At 58.4% G+C, this 15171-nt stretch carries 16 protein-coding genes; 5 read left to right on the top strand and 11 right to left on the bottom strand.

The window, feature by feature from the left end; all coding sequences use genetic code 11:
• The first annotated feature begins 66 nt into the window (after positions 1 to 66).
• The 5 genes from HMPREF2935_RS06715 to HMPREF2935_RS06695 all read left to right on the top strand — a co-directional run bounded on the left by HMPREF2935_RS06715 (position 67) and on the right by HMPREF2935_RS06695 (position 4337).
• Complete coding sequence (locus HMPREF2935_RS06715) at positions 67 to 588, top strand: peptidylprolyl isomerase (protein WP_061925588.1); 522 nt, start codon at positions 67 to 69, stop codon at positions 586 to 588.
• 73 nt (positions 589 to 661) lie between these two features.
• Entirely contained in the window at positions 662 to 1318 is a 657-nt protein-coding gene (locus HMPREF2935_RS06710) for a rhomboid family intramembrane serine protease (RefSeq protein ID WP_210400729.1), read from the top strand.
• Between the two features lie 516 nt (positions 1319 to 1834).
• Positions 1835 to 3121, top strand: coding sequence for a hypothetical protein (locus HMPREF2935_RS06705; protein WP_061925591.1), 1287 nt, complete (start codon positions 1835 to 1837; stop codon positions 3119 to 3121).
• 56 nt (positions 3122 to 3177) lie between these two features.
• On the top strand, positions 3178 to 3747 hold the full coding sequence (locus HMPREF2935_RS06700) for a hypothetical protein (protein WP_062036461.1): 570 nt from the start codon (positions 3178 to 3180) through the stop codon (positions 3745 to 3747).
• A gap of 11 nt (positions 3748 to 3758) precedes the next feature.
• A complete protein-coding gene (locus HMPREF2935_RS06695; protein ID WP_070732502.1) occupies positions 3759 to 4337 on the top strand; it encodes a hypothetical protein in 579 nt (192 codons plus the stop codon).
• Positions 4338 to 4358: 21 nt separating this feature from the next.
• Here HMPREF2935_RS06695 and HMPREF2935_RS06690 read toward each other — a convergent pair whose 3' ends face one another.
• The 11 genes from HMPREF2935_RS06690 to HMPREF2935_RS06640 all read right to left on the bottom strand — a co-directional run.
• The gene (locus HMPREF2935_RS06690) at positions 4359 to 5009 is read right to left on the bottom strand and encodes a response regulator (RefSeq protein ID WP_061925599.1); all 651 of its coding nucleotides are present in this window, start codon (positions 5007 to 5009) and stop codon (positions 4359 to 4361) included.
• Positions 5010 to 5015: 6 nt separating this feature from the next.
• Positions 5016 to 5252 (bottom strand): hypothetical protein, encoded by a 237-nt coding sequence (locus HMPREF2935_RS06685; protein WP_061925602.1) that lies wholly within the window; start codon positions 5250 to 5252, stop codon positions 5016 to 5018.
• Positions 5253 to 5314: 62 nt separating this feature from the next.
• Complete coding sequence (locus HMPREF2935_RS06680; RefSeq protein WP_158510287.1) at positions 5315 to 6349, bottom strand: sensor histidine kinase; 1035 nt, start codon at positions 6347 to 6349, stop codon at positions 5315 to 5317.
• A gap of 70 nt (positions 6350 to 6419) precedes the next feature.
• A complete protein-coding gene (gene crgA, locus HMPREF2935_RS06675) occupies positions 6420 to 6692 on the bottom strand; it encodes a cell division protein CrgA (RefSeq protein ID WP_061925608.1) in 273 nt (90 codons plus the stop codon).
• 70 nt (positions 6693 to 6762) lie between these two features.
• On the bottom strand, positions 6763 to 8703 hold the full coding sequence (gene pknB, locus HMPREF2935_RS06670) for a Stk1 family PASTA domain-containing Ser/Thr kinase (RefSeq protein ID WP_070732500.1): 1941 nt from the start codon (positions 8701 to 8703) through the stop codon (positions 6763 to 6765).
• Between the two features lie 3 nt (positions 8704 to 8706).
• Positions 8707 to 10140: a serine/threonine-protein kinase gene (locus tag HMPREF2935_RS06665; RefSeq protein WP_070732498.1), complete on the bottom strand. Its 1434-nt coding sequence runs from the start codon at positions 10138 to 10140 to the stop codon at positions 8707 to 8709.
• Between the two features lie 2 nt (positions 10141 to 10142).
• Positions 10143 to 11570 (bottom strand): penicillin-binding transpeptidase domain-containing protein, encoded by a 1428-nt coding sequence (locus HMPREF2935_RS06660; protein WP_070732497.1) that lies wholly within the window; start codon positions 11568 to 11570, stop codon positions 10143 to 10145.
• On the bottom strand, positions 11567 to 12919 hold the full coding sequence (locus HMPREF2935_RS06655) for an FtsW/RodA/SpoVE family cell cycle protein (RefSeq protein ID WP_070732495.1): 1353 nt from the start codon (positions 12917 to 12919) through the stop codon (positions 11567 to 11569). Before HMPREF2935_RS06655 ends, HMPREF2935_RS06660 begins: the two co-directional genes overlap by 4 nt.
• Positions 12920 to 14263: a PP2C family protein-serine/threonine phosphatase gene (locus HMPREF2935_RS06650; protein ID WP_070732494.1), complete on the bottom strand. Its 1344-nt coding sequence runs from the start codon at positions 14261 to 14263 to the stop codon at positions 12920 to 12922.
• On the bottom strand, positions 14260 to 14712 hold the full coding sequence (locus tag HMPREF2935_RS06645; RefSeq protein WP_061925626.1) for an FHA domain-containing protein FhaB/FipA: 453 nt from the start codon (positions 14710 to 14712) through the stop codon (positions 14260 to 14262). Before HMPREF2935_RS06645 ends, HMPREF2935_RS06650 begins: the two co-directional genes overlap by 4 nt.
• Positions 14713 to 14740: 28 nt before the next feature.
• The coding region (locus HMPREF2935_RS06640; RefSeq protein WP_141756030.1) for an FHA domain-containing protein at positions 14741 to 15171 on the bottom strand (431 nt) is incomplete at its 5' end.

Raw genomic sequence — 15171 nt, 5'->3', positions numbered from 1 at the left:
TAGTGATCGCTTAGGGCGTTATGTCATTTGCGGCGCGCGAGCAAGAAATTCCATACAATAGTCGGCATGACTCAGAAGACCGCAACTGCAACGATGCACACCAATCACGGTGATATCGTTATCGACCTGTTCGGTAACCATGCACCGGTAACCGTGGAGAACTTCATCGGCCTGGCAAAGGGCGAGAAGGACTACTCCACCCAGAACGCAAAGGGTGAGCAGTCCGGACCGTTCTACGATGGCGCAATTTTCCACCGCATCATTGATAACTTCATGATTCAGGGTGGCGACCCAACCGGCACCGGCCGTGGCGGCCCTGGCTACCAGTTCCAGGATGAGTTCCACCCAGAGCTGCAGTTCGACCGTCCATTCCTGCTGGCTATGGCAAATGCTGGCCCAGGCACCAACGGCTCCCAGTTCTTCATCACTGTGGCTGCGACCCCGCACCTGAACAACCACCACACCATCTTTGGTGAGGTCACCGACCCGGCATCCCAGGAAGTCGTGTCCAAGATCGCCAAGGTTGATACGGACCGCATGGACCGCCCACGTGAGGACGTCATCATCGAGTCCATCGAGATCGCCTAAGAGCTCTTAACAACTGAGCCCACCACCACTTATTAAAAGTGGCGGTGGGCTCATTGAAGTTTTTGGGGAAAATATGGAAAAGACATTGCGCAACTACCTAAAACAAGCGCCGGTCACCGCCGGGGTCATCGCCCTGTGCACGCTGGTTTGGACAGTTACCGCCATCCAGTCGCATTCGCTTACTGCGTCCTACTACGGCTCTTCGCTGGCCTATGACTGGACGTTGTGGGGCCCGGACTTTGAGGCTGCGCCGTTGACGGCGCTAAGCGCCGGGTTCATGCATATCGATCTCGGGCATCTCGCTGTCAATATGTTCCTTCTGCTGCTTGTAGGCCGCGAAATCGAACAGGCCCTAGGCGGGGCGTTGTATGCCTGTGTATATCTGCTCTCTTTGCTGGGCGCCTCAGCGGCCGTGCTGGGGATGGATTATCAAACACCGACGGTGGGGGCCTCGGGAGCTATCTATGCACTGCTGGCATTGCTGGTAGGGCTCTACAACTCTCGCGGTATGGATCTGCGGGCACCCATTGTTCTTGTAGTGGCCAACGTGGCTTATACGTTTTTGATGTCCGGTGTATCCCTATGGGGTCATTTGGGTGGTTTGTTCACAGGCGTGATTCTCGCATTTTTTGTTTTTAACAGCCGTCGGGGAGTGCGATGGACCGGAGTTTTCACGGTTTTCTTGGCTTTAAGTTTCTTTTTAGGCCTTCAAGCTGGGTTTTGGGGATAACTCCGGCGAGTTATTCACCAAAACGCTTGTGCGAAAGAATTCCACAGTAGTTATCCACAATGTGGATAACTACATTTTTGTAATTTCTCGAACGCATGGCCGGAGTTTTGCCTGATCACGCAGGCAAGAAGACTTACATCCTTGCAATTTAACCCCTGTGGAAGTGGGTGAAAACAGTTATCCACAGGCTGTGGAAGAAACCTGGGGAATTTGATTTTCACAGAGTTATCCCCAGCCTGTGGATAACTTTCTTCCCATCTTGTTGGCAACTCGGGAAGGGGGCAGAAGCGGGTGTGTACGAAAGGACAATTTTGGCTGCGCGCGGAGTCAAAAATAGCTGGGAAAATTCTGGAAAATGCAAGCTCAAGTGGCAATTATCCGAAAGTATCTGAGGTATTGAAGGATGCGATGGTGGCCTACTAGCGTCATGTGAGTAGTTCACAGCGCGTGGAGGGAGAGACCGCGCCGCTGTGAACCTCAAACTTCAAAAAATAGTGAATAAAAGGAAACGTAGTGATGCGCATTCCCCGCCTCCGTCTCAGCTACTACGTAGCAGCCGCCGCACTGTCTGCGGCAAGCCTCGTTGCCCCCGCTGCGGCGCACGCAGAGATCCCCGCCATGCCACAGGGCTATCCGATTGAGAATCTCTACCAGGAGTGCAGCCCAGCAGAAGCTAATGCAGCGGGCTATCCAGATTGGCACTTTGGTGAAACTGGCCGCCGTTACCTTTCGGATGGCACCATCCAGTTCACCAACACCACCAAGCAGACGGTTCCGTACACCGCCACCGTCGAATCCGGTACTAATCACGAGATCGAAGCAAACTCTGCCGCCAAGTGGCCTTCCAACTGGAACACCACCGCAAAGGCAGACATCGGTCTGACTCTGTCCAACGGCTGGATAGAGGGGGAAACCATCGGGCCGATCAAGCTTGCGCCTGGCGATTCCTTCCGCGTGGAATACGGCACCGTGGAAAAAGACTTCATTTCCATGTTCGTGGACTGCAAGGATGGCATCTATACCAATATCTCGGGTGCAAATGTCATCCGTGGTACCGCACCGGCCGAGCGTTATGCCTGGGCAACCGTAATCCACGCCGACGGCACCGTTGATGACCAAGCGCTTGAGATTCCTTCCCGCGCGCCGGGTGCGAACAGCAAGGTTGTTGACGGTGGCTACAATGCCGTCTCCGGCCCAAGCCTGGAGAAGATTGCCGATGAAAAGCAGGACCATGTGGTCAACCCTGCGACCGACCTGCAGCGCGAGAATTGGCCGAGCGAAGGCGAAGAGTGCACCGCTGGTGATATGCAGTGGTACCCGAACACCATTGAGGGCGTAGCTCCTACTTTCCGAAAGCCGGGCTTTTCCCAGGACTTCATGAACTGGACTGAGGCTGACTACACCTATCGTGGCGTCACCGACCACCTGGTGGGCGCGCAGTACAACGGCCAGATGAACTGGCTGGGCAATAAAGGCCGCCTGCCGGAGGGCTGGCTCGGCTCCATCGGTGCTGTACAGCGTGCCTACATGCCGGTGGGTACCGCGTTGGCGCCACTCGACCTTAAGCCAGGTGAGCGCGCACGCATCGAATACGGCACCACCATGATGCGCGTGAACTACAGCGAGCTGCACTGCGGCCGCGACGGTAAGTACAGCCTCGTCCACGACTTCAAGCAGGCCTCCGCGCCGGCAGGTTTCTGGGCAGAAGCCACCGTCACTGGCAAGGATGGCTCGACCCGCAAGGTTGACGTCACCCCAGATGAGTGGCGTGACCTACCAGTTGCGACCCAGACCGCTTATTAACACCACGACACCGCCTACCAACCTCACTTTCTTTCTCACTAAATAGGAGTAACACCATGCGCTTTAACCGCACTCTCGCACTGGCAGCATCCGCAATTGCTGCAACTTCCATCGCCGCTGCACCGGCAATGGCACTGCCTGCCGTCAACCACGGCGCTGCTAACCCGACCACCATCGGTGAAAAGTGCGTCAACCCAGGCGATACCGGCCAGACCGTTGAGATTGTCCGCACCTACTTTGATGGTTCCGCAGGCACCTGGACCGTCTCCAACTACAACGCGGAGCCACTGCCGCTGACCCGCGCCATCAAGGAGACCAAGACCAAGACCTGGAACGTTTCCGTAGGCGTTGACTTCGACATCCTGAAGCTGGTCAACATCAAGTTCAACGCTGGCTACACCGATTCCCAGACCTACGAGGTAGGCGAGACCGTCGGTCCGTACAACGTTGCACCTGGCAAGACCGCCGTCATGCGCGCGGGCTGGGTTGTCTCCGACTTTGAAGGTGAGAAGACCGTGTGCGGCCAGGACGGAACCTGGCAGGGCACCGGCGAGACCTTCACCGCGTCTCTGCCAGCAGAGCGCCACGTTGAGGTCTCCACTCGCGACAACATGAAGTTCAACTAAGGGAGGCAACTGTGCGCAAGTTTGCACGCATCGCCGCAGCATTGCTGGTGGCAGTAAGCACGGCCACTCCGGCTGCGCAGGCTGTCGACGGCGCGGCTTCCTACCGCCTGCCGCAGCGCTGGAACGATGACTACAAGCCGGGCACGCACTGTGCAACACCGGGCGCACAGGGCACCTATGTCACGGCGGAGCGCATGTGGTTTAAGCAGACTGACGCTGCCAGCGTGGCTAATCGCAACGACTACACTGTTCCAGTTAGCCACACCGTGACTGATAAGCGTACGCAGACCACTGAGGTCAGCGTTTCGGTGAAGCCAATCGGTGACATTGAAAAGTACATGTCGAACACGTTTGGCTTTAACTTCGTCCACCAGATCCATTGGAGCCTCGGTCAAAAGATTGGCCCCTACGATTTGGAAGCCAATCAGCAAGGCAAGCTCGTGTGGGGCTTTATGATGCTCGACGCGGATTCGCAGGATGTACGTTGTTCTGAGGATCAGCAGTGGGTAGAAAAGGGTGCGCCGTACTTTGTCAGCGCACCGTACTCGCGCTATTCGGAGCTACGCATTGACGACGCCCCGGTGTATTAAGCCGTGTTCTAGCCTCAGTGCCTAGCTACCTGCCCCGCCTAAAATCTTGGTTACAAGATTTAGGCGGGTGCTTGCGTTAAAGGTGATGATGAGGCTGGAGACGTGCTTTTTCACCGAAGATTCTGAGATCTCCAGCGCTGCTGCGATCTCGGAATTCGAATTGCCCTGTAGCAGCAGTTTGAGCACATTGATCTCGTTGGTGCTGAGGTGATGCGTCTCGATGGCGGTGGCGACCGGATCCTTACGGGGCGCATCCCCGATGTATCCCACCAGGCGGTGCATCGCTACGGGTGCAACGACGGTGCCGCCGTGGATGGCCTCCCGGACAGCATCGATGATGGATTGCGGTCGCTGATTTTTCAGAATGTAACCAGCGCCGCCCTCTTGCAGAATCTTGAGCATGGTGTCATCGGAGTCAAAGGATGTCACCGCCAAGAAAACTGGCGGGTAGGGCCTTTCCTTGATTTTGCGCAGCAAAGTGATGCCGTCCATCGTGGGCATATGAATATCTGCCAAGACGATGTCGGCATCAACGTTGTCCAGCATCGAGAGGCATTCTGCGCCATTAGCTGCCTCAGCTACCACCTCGATGTCATCGGTGGTTTCGAAATAAAGCCGCAGTGACGAGCGGACCAGCGGGTCATCATCAACGAGAAAGACTCTTATGGACATCGAGGCTTAGTGGCGGTATTTTGCGCACCACCAGCGCTGCGGGCTGGTGGAGCAACGCAAAGCGTTTGCAAAGTCTTCCGCCTGAGAGGTGTAGTAGGTAAATCCGCCGGTGTAGGCGGTCTCAGTCTGAGTAGCAGACTCAGCGGCACTGGAAGAACCGAAGGAAGAAGCAGCGCTAGCAAATGGGGTGCTGGTAAGGCACAGTACGGCGCCGGCAGCGGCTGCAGCAGAACGAAAACGCATGTGGATACTCCTATTGGGGAGAGAAATAAAGACGATAGGCCTTAGCCTACTACAAGGTAAGTTTATCTGCGCACCATGTTGGAAATTGGGATATAAAGCGCACTTACCCACTTACCATTGTGGGGGCCGCTGCTGAAAGTGCCGTTTGCTGCAGCAACTCTTTTTTCGATTTCTGAAAGACCCAGTCTAGTCGTCATATGTTGATCTGCCTGGGCTTCAGCGATGAGTGAATGGACTTCTATATCGAGACCGCGGTAATTGCGTCGTAGTCGGATGGTGATTTCGGAACCTGCTTCGGCATATTTGATCAAGTTGGCGCTAAGTTCTGAAAAGACCAAATGCAGATCGTTGGGCAAAGCCATGGAACGCGCCAATTTCCCGAGCTTTCCTTTCACAGTGCATTCGAAACCATGGCTTCTCAGGAAGCTCTGCATCTCTTCCAGTTCTTCTGCGATGGTCGAGCGTGCTTTCTTTAACGTTGGAAGGTCCTCGTTTTTCATAAGGCGCAGCAGATCGCGGACCTCACCCATTGCCTTGCGTGCGTCATCCGCGATGGCTGTGGAGTTCTCAGCCACCTTCGGGTTGGTTTCTAGAAGGCCGAGTGTTTCTGAGCGCATGACCACCGAGGTTAACGTCGTTGCCACGGAATCATGCAGCGTGGTCATCAGCGCGTGTCGGTATTCCTGGTTCCTCTGCTCAGCGGCGAGCCTGCGTTGGCGCGCCTTTTTTAGCCAAACGCCGAAAATGATACCCAGCAAATTGATCGCGGACACCAGAACAAAGCTAAAGAGGTCGAGCGAGGTGCAGATGCCCTGTGCAGGATCGATAATGGAAAGAAGTACCAGCACCAGTCCTGGGATAACGGCGTGAGTCCATGGACGTCGGTAGGAAATTAGCCCAACGATGACTGCGCTCCATGCGACCAATAAGAACGAGCGCCATTCAGTATGCCATGTGCAAATACCAAAAAGCGCGCTATAAGCCGCAGCCGCCCACAGCGGGTGGTTCATACCGAGCGGGGTAAGTGCCACACCAAGGACGGCGAGCAACAGCGCACCGGGGGAGAGGAATAGTGGATCGATGGCCACGGTCAGCATCACGGCGATGATGAAGCCGACGCCGGCGAAGCTATAGAACCTCGTAGAGCTCATGGCAGGGTGATGAAGTTTAGCGCCAGCCCATCGTCATGAGCAGGCCGATGATGGCTAGGCCGAAACCGATGCCGTAATTCCATGGGCCCAGTTCCTGCATGAATGGGATGGACTCGCCGGCCAAGTAGTTGACCACGAGCCACAGCAGGCCGATGATCATCAGGCCTAGCATGATGGCGATGTACCACTTTGGCGTGCCCTCGGAATTGATCTTGACCGGAGTGCGGTTGGCCGCAGAGCTAGAGGACTGCGGAACGCCCGAGCTCTGGGTGATCTTTGACTTTGGCATTGCTAAACCTTCAACTTTTCTTTAGGCATTCTTTTTAACGGTTACTTTAGCAGGCGAAATTCGCTTGCTACTAGCGCGGGAGCAGCTCCGTGGTGGTGAACTCCCAGACGCGGAGCTCCACGGACGCGTTCTTGCGAATAGTATCGCCCGCATTCACAGAAGCCCAGCCCACGCGGCCGTTATCCACCAGCGCACCGGTAGGAACAACGGGGCCGGTGCGCACGCTACCCTGCCAGCCGGCAGAGCGCAGTGCGGACTCAGCCTCAGAAGGCGTCTTGTGCAACAGGTTCGGTGCCGTGATGAGCATGCCATTGGAGACCTCAATCGTGACGGTCTCACCCTTGGCCAGCTTGCCGCCCTGGCTGCTGACGGATAGAACGCGGTCTGCCGGTTCCTGGGAGTCCACGACGTTGACGTTGACCTCAAAGCCCACCGACTCCAGCATGCTGACAGCGCGGTCTTGTGGCATACCGGTTACGTCAGGGACCTTCGCCTCCTCCTTGCCCTTAGACACGGTGACCTTGACCTTTGAGCCCTTAGACAGCTGCGAGCCGCCGGCGGGATTCTGAGAAATGATCTGGCCGGCAGGAGCATCGTCGTTTTTCTCTTCGACCTGCTCGTTGAGGGAAAGCCCGGCGTCGCTAAGCGCCTTGCCCGCCTCTTCCAAGGTCATACCGGAGAGATCCGGCACATCGGTGATCTCGTCACCGGAGGAAACAGTCAACGTAATCGAGGAACCCTTCTGCAGCTCCGAACCCGGCGCAGGGTTCACGCGGATTGCCTGGCCACGCTTAATATCCGGGTTAGCTTCTTCGTTGACGGTAACCAGCAGGCCCATCTTCTCGAGTTCGGCGACGACCTCGTTGCGTGGGCGCTTTTCTACCTCGGGAACAACGACCATATTGGCGCGGGCGGTCGCCTCCTCTTGCTGCTGAGCAGCACGATCTTCCTCGCGCGAGGCATTCCAGAAGTCCCAAGCAAAGTAGCCCATGATGGCAACCAACAGGCCCGCCAAGAAAAGCGCGAGCCACTTCAAGCCATTGCCGCCCTCTTCTTCCTCTTCCGGGCGAGTGGATTGCACAGGAGCGCGATGTGCACCCACAACGGGAGAGACCATCGAAGTCGCTTGCTCTTCCTCGCTAACGTGGCCGCGCGCAGCTTCAGTGAGCTGGCCATTGGCCATGCGCTGCAGGTCTTCGCTCATCTCCCAGGCGGATTGGTACCGATCCGCCGGGTGCTTGGCCATGGCAGTCAGAATGACCGCATCGATGTTGAGGCGCTGGGTATTAGTCAGGTGCGTCGTGTCGATGTACTGCGAAGGCGGAATCGGCTCTTCTTGAACGTGCTGGTACGCCACCGCGAACGGGGTCTCGCCCTCGAAAGGCGTGCGGCCGGTGACTGCCTCGTACATCACGCAGCCCAATGCGTAGACATCGGAGCGTGCATCCGCTGGGTTGCCACGGGCCTGCTCGGGAGACAGGTACTGAGCGGTGCCGATGACCGCAGAGGTTTGTGTCATGGCGGAGGTGGAATCATCGAGCGCACGCGCGATGCCGAAGTCCATCACCTTCACTTGGCCGGTGTTGGTGAGCATGATGTTGGCGGGCTTGATGTCGCGGTGGATGATGCCGGCTTCGTGGGAAGCCTGCAGTGCATTTGCCACGGGTGCCAGTAGCTGCGCTGCCTCCTGAGCTGGAAGTGGGCCGTCTTCACGAACGATATCGCGCAGGGTACGGCCGTTGACCAGCTCCATCACGATGTAGGGGATCGCCATGCCATCGACGGTCTTTTCACCGGTATCGAAAACAGAGACGATGTTGGGATGGTTCAGTTTGCCGGAGTTTTGAGCCTCGCGGCGGAAGCGCTCGCGGAAATTAATGTCACGCGCCATTTCGGGGCGCAGCATCTTGACAGCAACCGCGCGCCCCAGAACCTTGTCTTCGGCGTCATAAACCTCAGACATGCCGCCGGATCCGATGACCTGGCGAAGGTGGTAGCGGTCATTGACCATGTTCTAGGCACCATCCTGGGGTAGTAGATTTTCTAGGGGGTTATCAGGCAGCGAGTCTACTGCGGTTGGAGACGTTGGCGTTTCATTGACTTCGGTCTCCTGCGGGACAGTAGTAGGGATTTCCTGCTGCGTGGGGGTATGAACCGGCCGGGTCGGGGTGTTTTTCTCCTGCGTAGGTGTCTCCTCCTCAACCGAGTGCGTGGTGGTGACAGTGACCTGCTCAGGGGTATCTTCCGTGGTTTCTTCGGGGGTAACGACCTCGGTTGTTACGGGATCGCGGTACTCCGTAACCACGATGGATTCCGGCGGAGTGGTGGGCTCCGTGGACTCGCCTGCGCCTTTGAAGAAGTTTGCCGCGAAGAATCCCAATGCCGCCAAGGCGGCCAATGCGGCAGCAATAAGAAGGCCTACACCAAATCCAGAGCTCTTCTTTTTCTCCTTTGGCACGGGGTGTGGGGTGTCCTTGACTGGGGCGCGCTCCGGGGTGGCGGTTTTGGGGTTGGCCACGCTGGCGAGCATCTCCGTGGACGCGGAAGGGGAAGGCTCGGCCGCCATTGGTGCTAATGCCCCCGACTTAGGCTGTGGCGGGCGCTGGCCGTTGCGCACTGCAGCGACGGCGTTGGTGAACTCGTTGCCGTCCGCAAAACGGGTGGTGGGATCCTTGCGCAGAGAAATCCCGATGAGCTCACGAGCAGGGGCGCTAATCGACGTCGAGAGTGGCTCCGGCGCCTGGCTGATGTGCGCGAGCGCGACGGACACCGAGGAATCGCCGCTAAACGGGCGCTTGCCGGCGAGCATCTCGTAGCCCACGACGCCCAAGGAATAGACATCGGAAGCCGGCGTGACATCGAGACCCTGTGCCTGCTCTGGGGAGACATACTGCGCAGTGCCGACCACCATGCCGGTGCGCGTGAGTGGAACCGCAGCTGCTGCCTTGGCGATGCCAAAGTCGGTGATCTTGACCCGCCCGTTCTGGGTGATCATGAGGTTGCCGGGCTTGATATCGCGGTGCACCAAACCCATGCGGTGGATCACGGCGAGGCCATGCGCTGCCTGCTCCATGACATCGAGCGCGAGGGTCTCCGGCAGGGCGCCCTCGCGGGCTAGAAGATCGGCGAGGGACTCGCCGCGGACGTACTCGAGCGCCATGAAGCAGAAGGTACGGCCGTTGTCCTCGAGCTCGCGGTAGTCATAGGTGGCCACCACGTTTTCAGAGGTAATCGACTCTGCCGACTGAGCCTCGTTGCGGAAACGGCTGAGGAACTCGGTGTTGTCGGAAAACTCAGGGCGCAGTACCTTGATTGCTACCTCGCGGTCACCGCGGACGTCGTCAGCCAGCCACACCGTGGACATGCCGCCGTGGCCGATGATCCACTGCAGCTGGTAGTCATCGCCGATGAGGGCTTGGAGATGCTCTTTATTATCTGAGTTGCTCACTTTTACTGTCTTCCATATGCGCGCAGGATGGCGCGTCCGATAGGGGCAGAAACCTGGCCGCCGGTGGCAGACTCGCCGAGATTGCCACCGTCTTTGACCACGACGGCGACGGCAATGTCGCGGTCCGGATCGAACGCGACGTACCACACGTGTGGAGCCAGGCCATCGCCGTGCTCTGCGGTGCCGGTCTTGGAAGCAAAGGAGTTGCCATCGTAGCCGAAGGTCGAGTGCTCCGAGCCGTACATCAATTCCTTGATCGTGTTCGCAACATCCTCCGTTACCGCTTGCTCGGCTTGGCGGGGTTTGGTCGCGCGGATCTCATTCATCTGCGCATCAGTGATGCGGTTGATGAGGTAAGGCTCCATGCGCTTGCCTTTGTTGGCTACAGTGCCGGCCATAATGGCCGCCTGCAGTGCAGACATGGTCACGTCTCGCTGACCGATGGCGGACTGGGCAACCTGCGCGCCGTCGGCAAGCTCGCCCAAATTACCGGCGGCACTGTTAACTCCGAGATCATATTTTTCGCCGACGCCGAAAGCCTCCGCGTACTTGCGCAGCTCATCAGCGCCGATGGACTCGGACATCTCCACGAAGGCGGTGTTGCAGGAAAGGGCGAAGGCAGTCTGCAAGGTAACGGACTGGGAGCCGCCACACATCTGGTTGCCGTAGTTAGTCAGCTCCGTCACGGAGTCCGGCAGCACGATGGAATTAGCACCCGTCAGCGAGGAGCCGGGGTTGAAACCATTGTTGAGGCCGGCGGCCGTGGTGATGATCTTGAAGATGGAACCAGGAGGCAGGGTTTCCTGCGTGGCGTGGTTGAGCAGCGGGGTGCCCTCTTGCTCCTGCAGCGCGCTCCAGGTCTCGTCGGCGTTTTCACCGAGGAGATCATTGGTGTTGTAGCTCGGCGAGGAAGCCATGGCCAGGATCTTGCCGGAGGAAGGCTGGATGGCCACCGCCGCGCCGTTGTAACCCGGGCCAACCAGCTGATCATAGGCGGCCTGCTGCAGCGCAGGATCGATGGTGACCTCGACGTTGGCACCTACCTTTTCCTTGCCGGAAACGGTGTCGAGCCAGTTCTGGGTGAAGAGGGAATCGTCGGTGCCGTTGAGGATTTCATTCTGGGAAGCCTCCAACTGGGAAGCACCGAACTGGGTGGAAAGGTAGCCGGTGATGTTGGAAAAGGCCGGCGAGTCGGTGGGGTAGGAACGCGAGTACTTGCCCTCGGAATCCTCGGTGGACTTAGCCAGCACCGTATCGCCGGCGAAGATCTGGCCACGCGGGGTGGTCTGCATGGCGTAGAAACCGCGCATGTTCTTCGGGTTATGTGCGTACTTGTCCTCTGAAAATGCCTGCACCACGGTGAGGTTTACGAGCAACACTGCGGTCAAGAGGATGGCAAAGAGAGAGACGAGGCGGATCGACTTATTCATCGGGTTGCCTCCTGTACGGCGGGGAACATGGAAGTATCGGTAGGCGCATTGCTGCTGGTCTCACGCGCTGGGCGACGAGCCGCGTTAGAGATGCGCAGCAGGATTGCCAGAAGCATGTAGTTAGCCATCAGCGAGGAACCGCCAGCCGACATAAATGGGGTGGTCAGGCCGGTCATCGGCAGCATGGCGGAAATACCGCCAGTGACCACGAAGACCTGGACTGCCAGGGTCAGCGACAAACCGGATGCAACCAGCTTGCCGTAGGAATCACGGGACTTCAGCGCGGTATTGAAACCGCGAGAAGCCAGCATGCCAAACATGACCAGCACGGCGGCTAGGCCAATGAGGCCGAACTCCTCACCGATGCCGGCGAGGATGAAGTCGGAGTGCGCCACTGGGACGATCTCTGGGTGGCCTTGGCCCAAGCCCGTTCCGGAGATGCCGCCGGAGGACATGCCGAACAGTGCCTGGGAAAGCTGGTAACCGCCGCTGTCGTAGTTGCCCAGCGGGTCCAGGAAGTTGGAAAAGCGCGTTTGGATCTTCGAAGAGATCTGGTAGATGCCAAAACCACCAACGCCTACCAAGAGCAAGCCAATGAGCAGCCAGCTGACACGGCCAGTTGCCATAAACAGCATGCCGAGGACGGTGCTGAACAGCAGTAGCGCCGGGCCGAAGTCATTGGAGATGCCCATGATCACGATGGCGATTCCCCAAATCACCAGAATCGGCGCGAGGTCACGCAGACGCGGCAGGGAAAGACCCAAGAAGCGGTAACCGGCAACGGTGAACAGTGAGCGCTTTTGGGTAAGCAACATGGCGAAGAACAAGATGAGCATGATCTTCGAGAACTCGCCAGGCTGGATAGAAAATGGACCCAGCCACAGCCAAATACGCGCCTCGACTCCCGGCGGCTGCGGCCACACCAGCGGCAGCGCCAGCAGGATGAGGCCGGCTGCGCCCAGGATGTAGGAGTAGCGGGTCAGGGAGCGGTGATCCCGCAATACAACCAGCACCAGCACGAAGAGGATAAGGCCGACGATCGTCCACATCACTTGCCGCCGGGCCAGGCCGCCGTCATTGACAAGGTCGAGGCGCGCCAGCATGACCAGTCCGGTGCCGTTGAGCAGAGACACAATCGGCAGCATGAGCTGATCCGAATGCGGTGCCAAGAAGCACAGCACCAAGTGGGCGACGGTAAAGACGCCGATGAATCCACCGATGAGGTAGAGGACATCCATGGTCAAAATATTGCCCTGGGAAAGTTCCAGGCTGACGGTGGTGGTGGCAAAGACCACGGCCGCCAGAATCAGCAGCCCGAGCTCAGTGCCGCGGGAAAAGATCTTCTTCACTTAGCTCACCTCCCGGCACGTGATTCCTGGTTTAGCGGTTTTCTTCTCTAGCTTCTCGTCCGTCTTCTTGCTCGGCGTGCTGATGCACGGCTTGAGTGCCTTGGAGGACAGGCTCGAAAGCTGGGTTTGTACCTCGGCATAGGAACCCGAAGGCAGGTTATCTACGGCCGCGCGCTCGGAATCTGGCAGGTCAGTGACCTTGAACGGGGCGAAATCCCCCTCACACGGAGTGGACCCGAGACGCAGCGTATTTGCTTTATCGACGCAGGCATTTTGGTACTTGTGGTGCAAAGAACGCCCAAAGACTGAGAAATCTACGCCTTGCTCGATGCTGAGTGCCCCTTCTTCGTCGGTGGCGACGTAGAAGTTGTTAGAAATCTCGTTCTTGGTCCAGAATCCGCCGCCGATGACGAGCGCGAGCACCACTACGAGGGCGCCGATTGCCTTCCAACCAACTTTCTTTTTTGGACTGTGAGGTTCCTCGGTGTCGTCTTCCTCTTCTTGGGGCGCAGGCGACGCCTCCCGTGGCCTTGTTAGCGCAGCCGCACGGCTGGCGGAGGAATCCGGGTGCGTCGGCTCAGGCACGACGCCTGCGATGGCGCCGACCTTGACCGGCGAGCTATCGCCCTTGCCCTCGACTACCTCGGCCAAGACGATGGTGACGTTGTCTGGGCCACCAGAACGCAGGGCGAGATCGCGGAGGGTAACCGCGGCGTCGTCAAGCGTGCCTTGCGAAAGTGCCAGTTCGATGGTGGCTGCCGTAACCGGATCCGAAAGACCATCGGAGCACAGCAGCAGGCGGTCTCCGACCTTGGCATCCAACATAAACAAGGTGGGATCCACCGGGCGACCAGTGTAGGCCTTGAGAATCAGCGACTTCTGCGGATGGGAGGAAACGTCCTCGGGGTCGAGGCGACCCTCATCCACCAGAGACTGCACATACGTGTCATCGCGCGTTACCTGGGTCAGCTTGCCGTCGCGCAGGCGATAGCCGCGGGAGTCACCCACGTGGCACACGCCGAACTCGGTGCCGTTGAACATCATCGCGGTAAGCGTGGTGCCCATGCCCTCGGTCTCTGGATGCTGCTCGACGTGTGCGGAAATGGACGCGTTTGCATCCTCTGCCGCGGCGCCCAGCAGCGCGAGCATGTCATTGTCTTCGGGGTCTTGGTCGAGGTGCTCCAAGTGCTCAACCATGAGCTGGGAGGCCACCTCGCCGGCGGCGTGGCCGCCCATTCCGTCTGCCAATAACAAAAGATGGGGACCAGCGTGGGCGCTGTCCTCGTTGTTTTGGCGTACTAGACCGCGATCTGTGATCGCGGTGAATTTAAGGCTTAAAGTCATGCCATCAACCTCACGGTCGTGCGGCCAAGTTTGATGTCGGTGCCAACGCCAACTCGCTCCGGCTGATCGATGCGAACGCCACCCACGAAGGTGCCGTTGCGGGATTCCAGATCTTCCACAAACCACTCGCTGCCGCGGCGGAACAGGCGCGCGTGATGACCGGAAGAAAAGTCATCGCCGGTGACAAAGTCACAGTCCTGCGCACGGCCCATGGTGCACTCTTCGAGCGTGCCGAGCTGCATGTGGGAGCCACGCAGGGGCCCGTCCACGATGTTGATCTGCTTGGGCGTTTCGCGACGCCGCGGAGTGGCCTTCGCCTGCGCCGAAGGCTGGTAGACGCCGGCAGCCTTATTGGCGTCCCGGCGCATTGCGTTCAAGGCCACCAAGATGAAAAGCCACAACAGTGCCAGAAGGCCGATGCGAAGAGCTAGCAAAACGACTGAATCCATGGTGACCTCCTTACTTTCTCGGCGGGGTTTAGTAGTTGTGGTTGTTCTTGGTGCCGGTGATACGGACCTCGATGTGGGAGTGTCCCATGGTGATGACGTCTCCGTCGGCCAGCAGCCAGTTTTCAATTGGCGTCTCGTTGACGGTGGTGCCGTTGGTGGACTGCAAATCTACCAAGACGGCATCCTGTCCGTTCCACGTAATCTCCGCGTGCTGGCGGGAAACGCCAGTGTCGGGCAGGCGAAGGTCGGCGTCGTTGCTGCGGCCGATGATGTTGGAACCTTCCCGCACGTGGTACACGCGGGAGGAACCATCCTGCAGCATCAAGTTCACTGCGGGGCCCTGCGAGTGTGGCTGCTCTGAATTTTGATCCGGTGCCATAAAGGTGGTGGTTGCTGCCTCGTCTGCATTAAACGGGTTACTCATGTGGTCCTCCTGACCATCGTCTTCGTGGAAGATTG

Origin of the sequence: Corynebacterium sp. HMSC076D02, from assembly GCF_001813815.1 — a bacterium.
Taxonomy (GTDB): Bacteria; Actinomycetota; Actinomycetes; order Mycobacteriales; family Mycobacteriaceae; genus Corynebacterium; species Corynebacterium simulans.
This window is presented reverse-complemented; position numbering and strand designations above follow the sequence as displayed.

Excerpts from the sequence above, each read along its gene's own strand:
- HMPREF2935_RS06715 (WP_061925588.1), top strand. The coding sequence starts at position 67 with ATGACTCAGAAGACCGCAACTGCAACGATGCACACCAATCACGGTGAT.
- HMPREF2935_RS06710 (WP_210400729.1), top strand. The coding sequence starts at position 662 with ATGGAAAAGACATTGCGCAACTACCTAAAACAAGCGCCGGTCACCGCC.
- HMPREF2935_RS06705 (WP_061925591.1), top strand. The coding sequence starts at position 1,835 with ATGCGCATTCCCCGCCTCCGTCTCAGCTACTACGTAGCAGCCGCCGCA.
- HMPREF2935_RS06700 (WP_062036461.1), top strand. The coding sequence starts at position 3,178 with ATGCGCTTTAACCGCACTCTCGCACTGGCAGCATCCGCAATTGCTGCA.
- HMPREF2935_RS06690 (WP_061925599.1), bottom strand. The coding sequence starts at position 5,009 with ATGTCCATAAGAGTCTTTCTCGTTGATGATGACCCGCTGGTCCGCTCG.
- HMPREF2935_RS06685 (WP_061925602.1), bottom strand. The coding sequence starts at position 5,252 with ATGCGTTTTCGTTCTGCTGCAGCCGCTGCCGGCGCCGTACTGTGCCTT.
- HMPREF2935_RS06680 (WP_158510287.1), bottom strand. The coding sequence starts at position 6,349 with ATGCTGACCGTGGCCATCGATCCACTATTCCTCTCCCCCGGTGCGCTG.
- crgA (WP_061925608.1), bottom strand. The coding sequence starts at position 6,692 with ATGCCAAAGTCAAAGATCACCCAGAGCTCGGGCGTTCCGCAGTCCTCT.
- pknB (WP_070732500.1), bottom strand. The coding sequence starts at position 8,703 with ATGGTCAATGACCGCTACCACCTTCGCCAGGTCATCGGATCCGGCGGC.
- HMPREF2935_RS06660 (WP_070732497.1), bottom strand. The coding sequence starts at position 11,570 with ATGAATAAGTCGATCCGCCTCGTCTCTCTCTTTGCCATCCTCTTGACC.
- HMPREF2935_RS06650 (WP_070732494.1), bottom strand. The coding sequence starts at position 14,263 with ATGACTTTAAGCCTTAAATTCACCGCGATCACAGATCGCGGTCTAGTA.
- HMPREF2935_RS06645 (WP_061925626.1), bottom strand. The coding sequence starts at position 14,712 with ATGGATTCAGTCGTTTTGCTAGCTCTTCGCATCGGCCTTCTGGCACTG.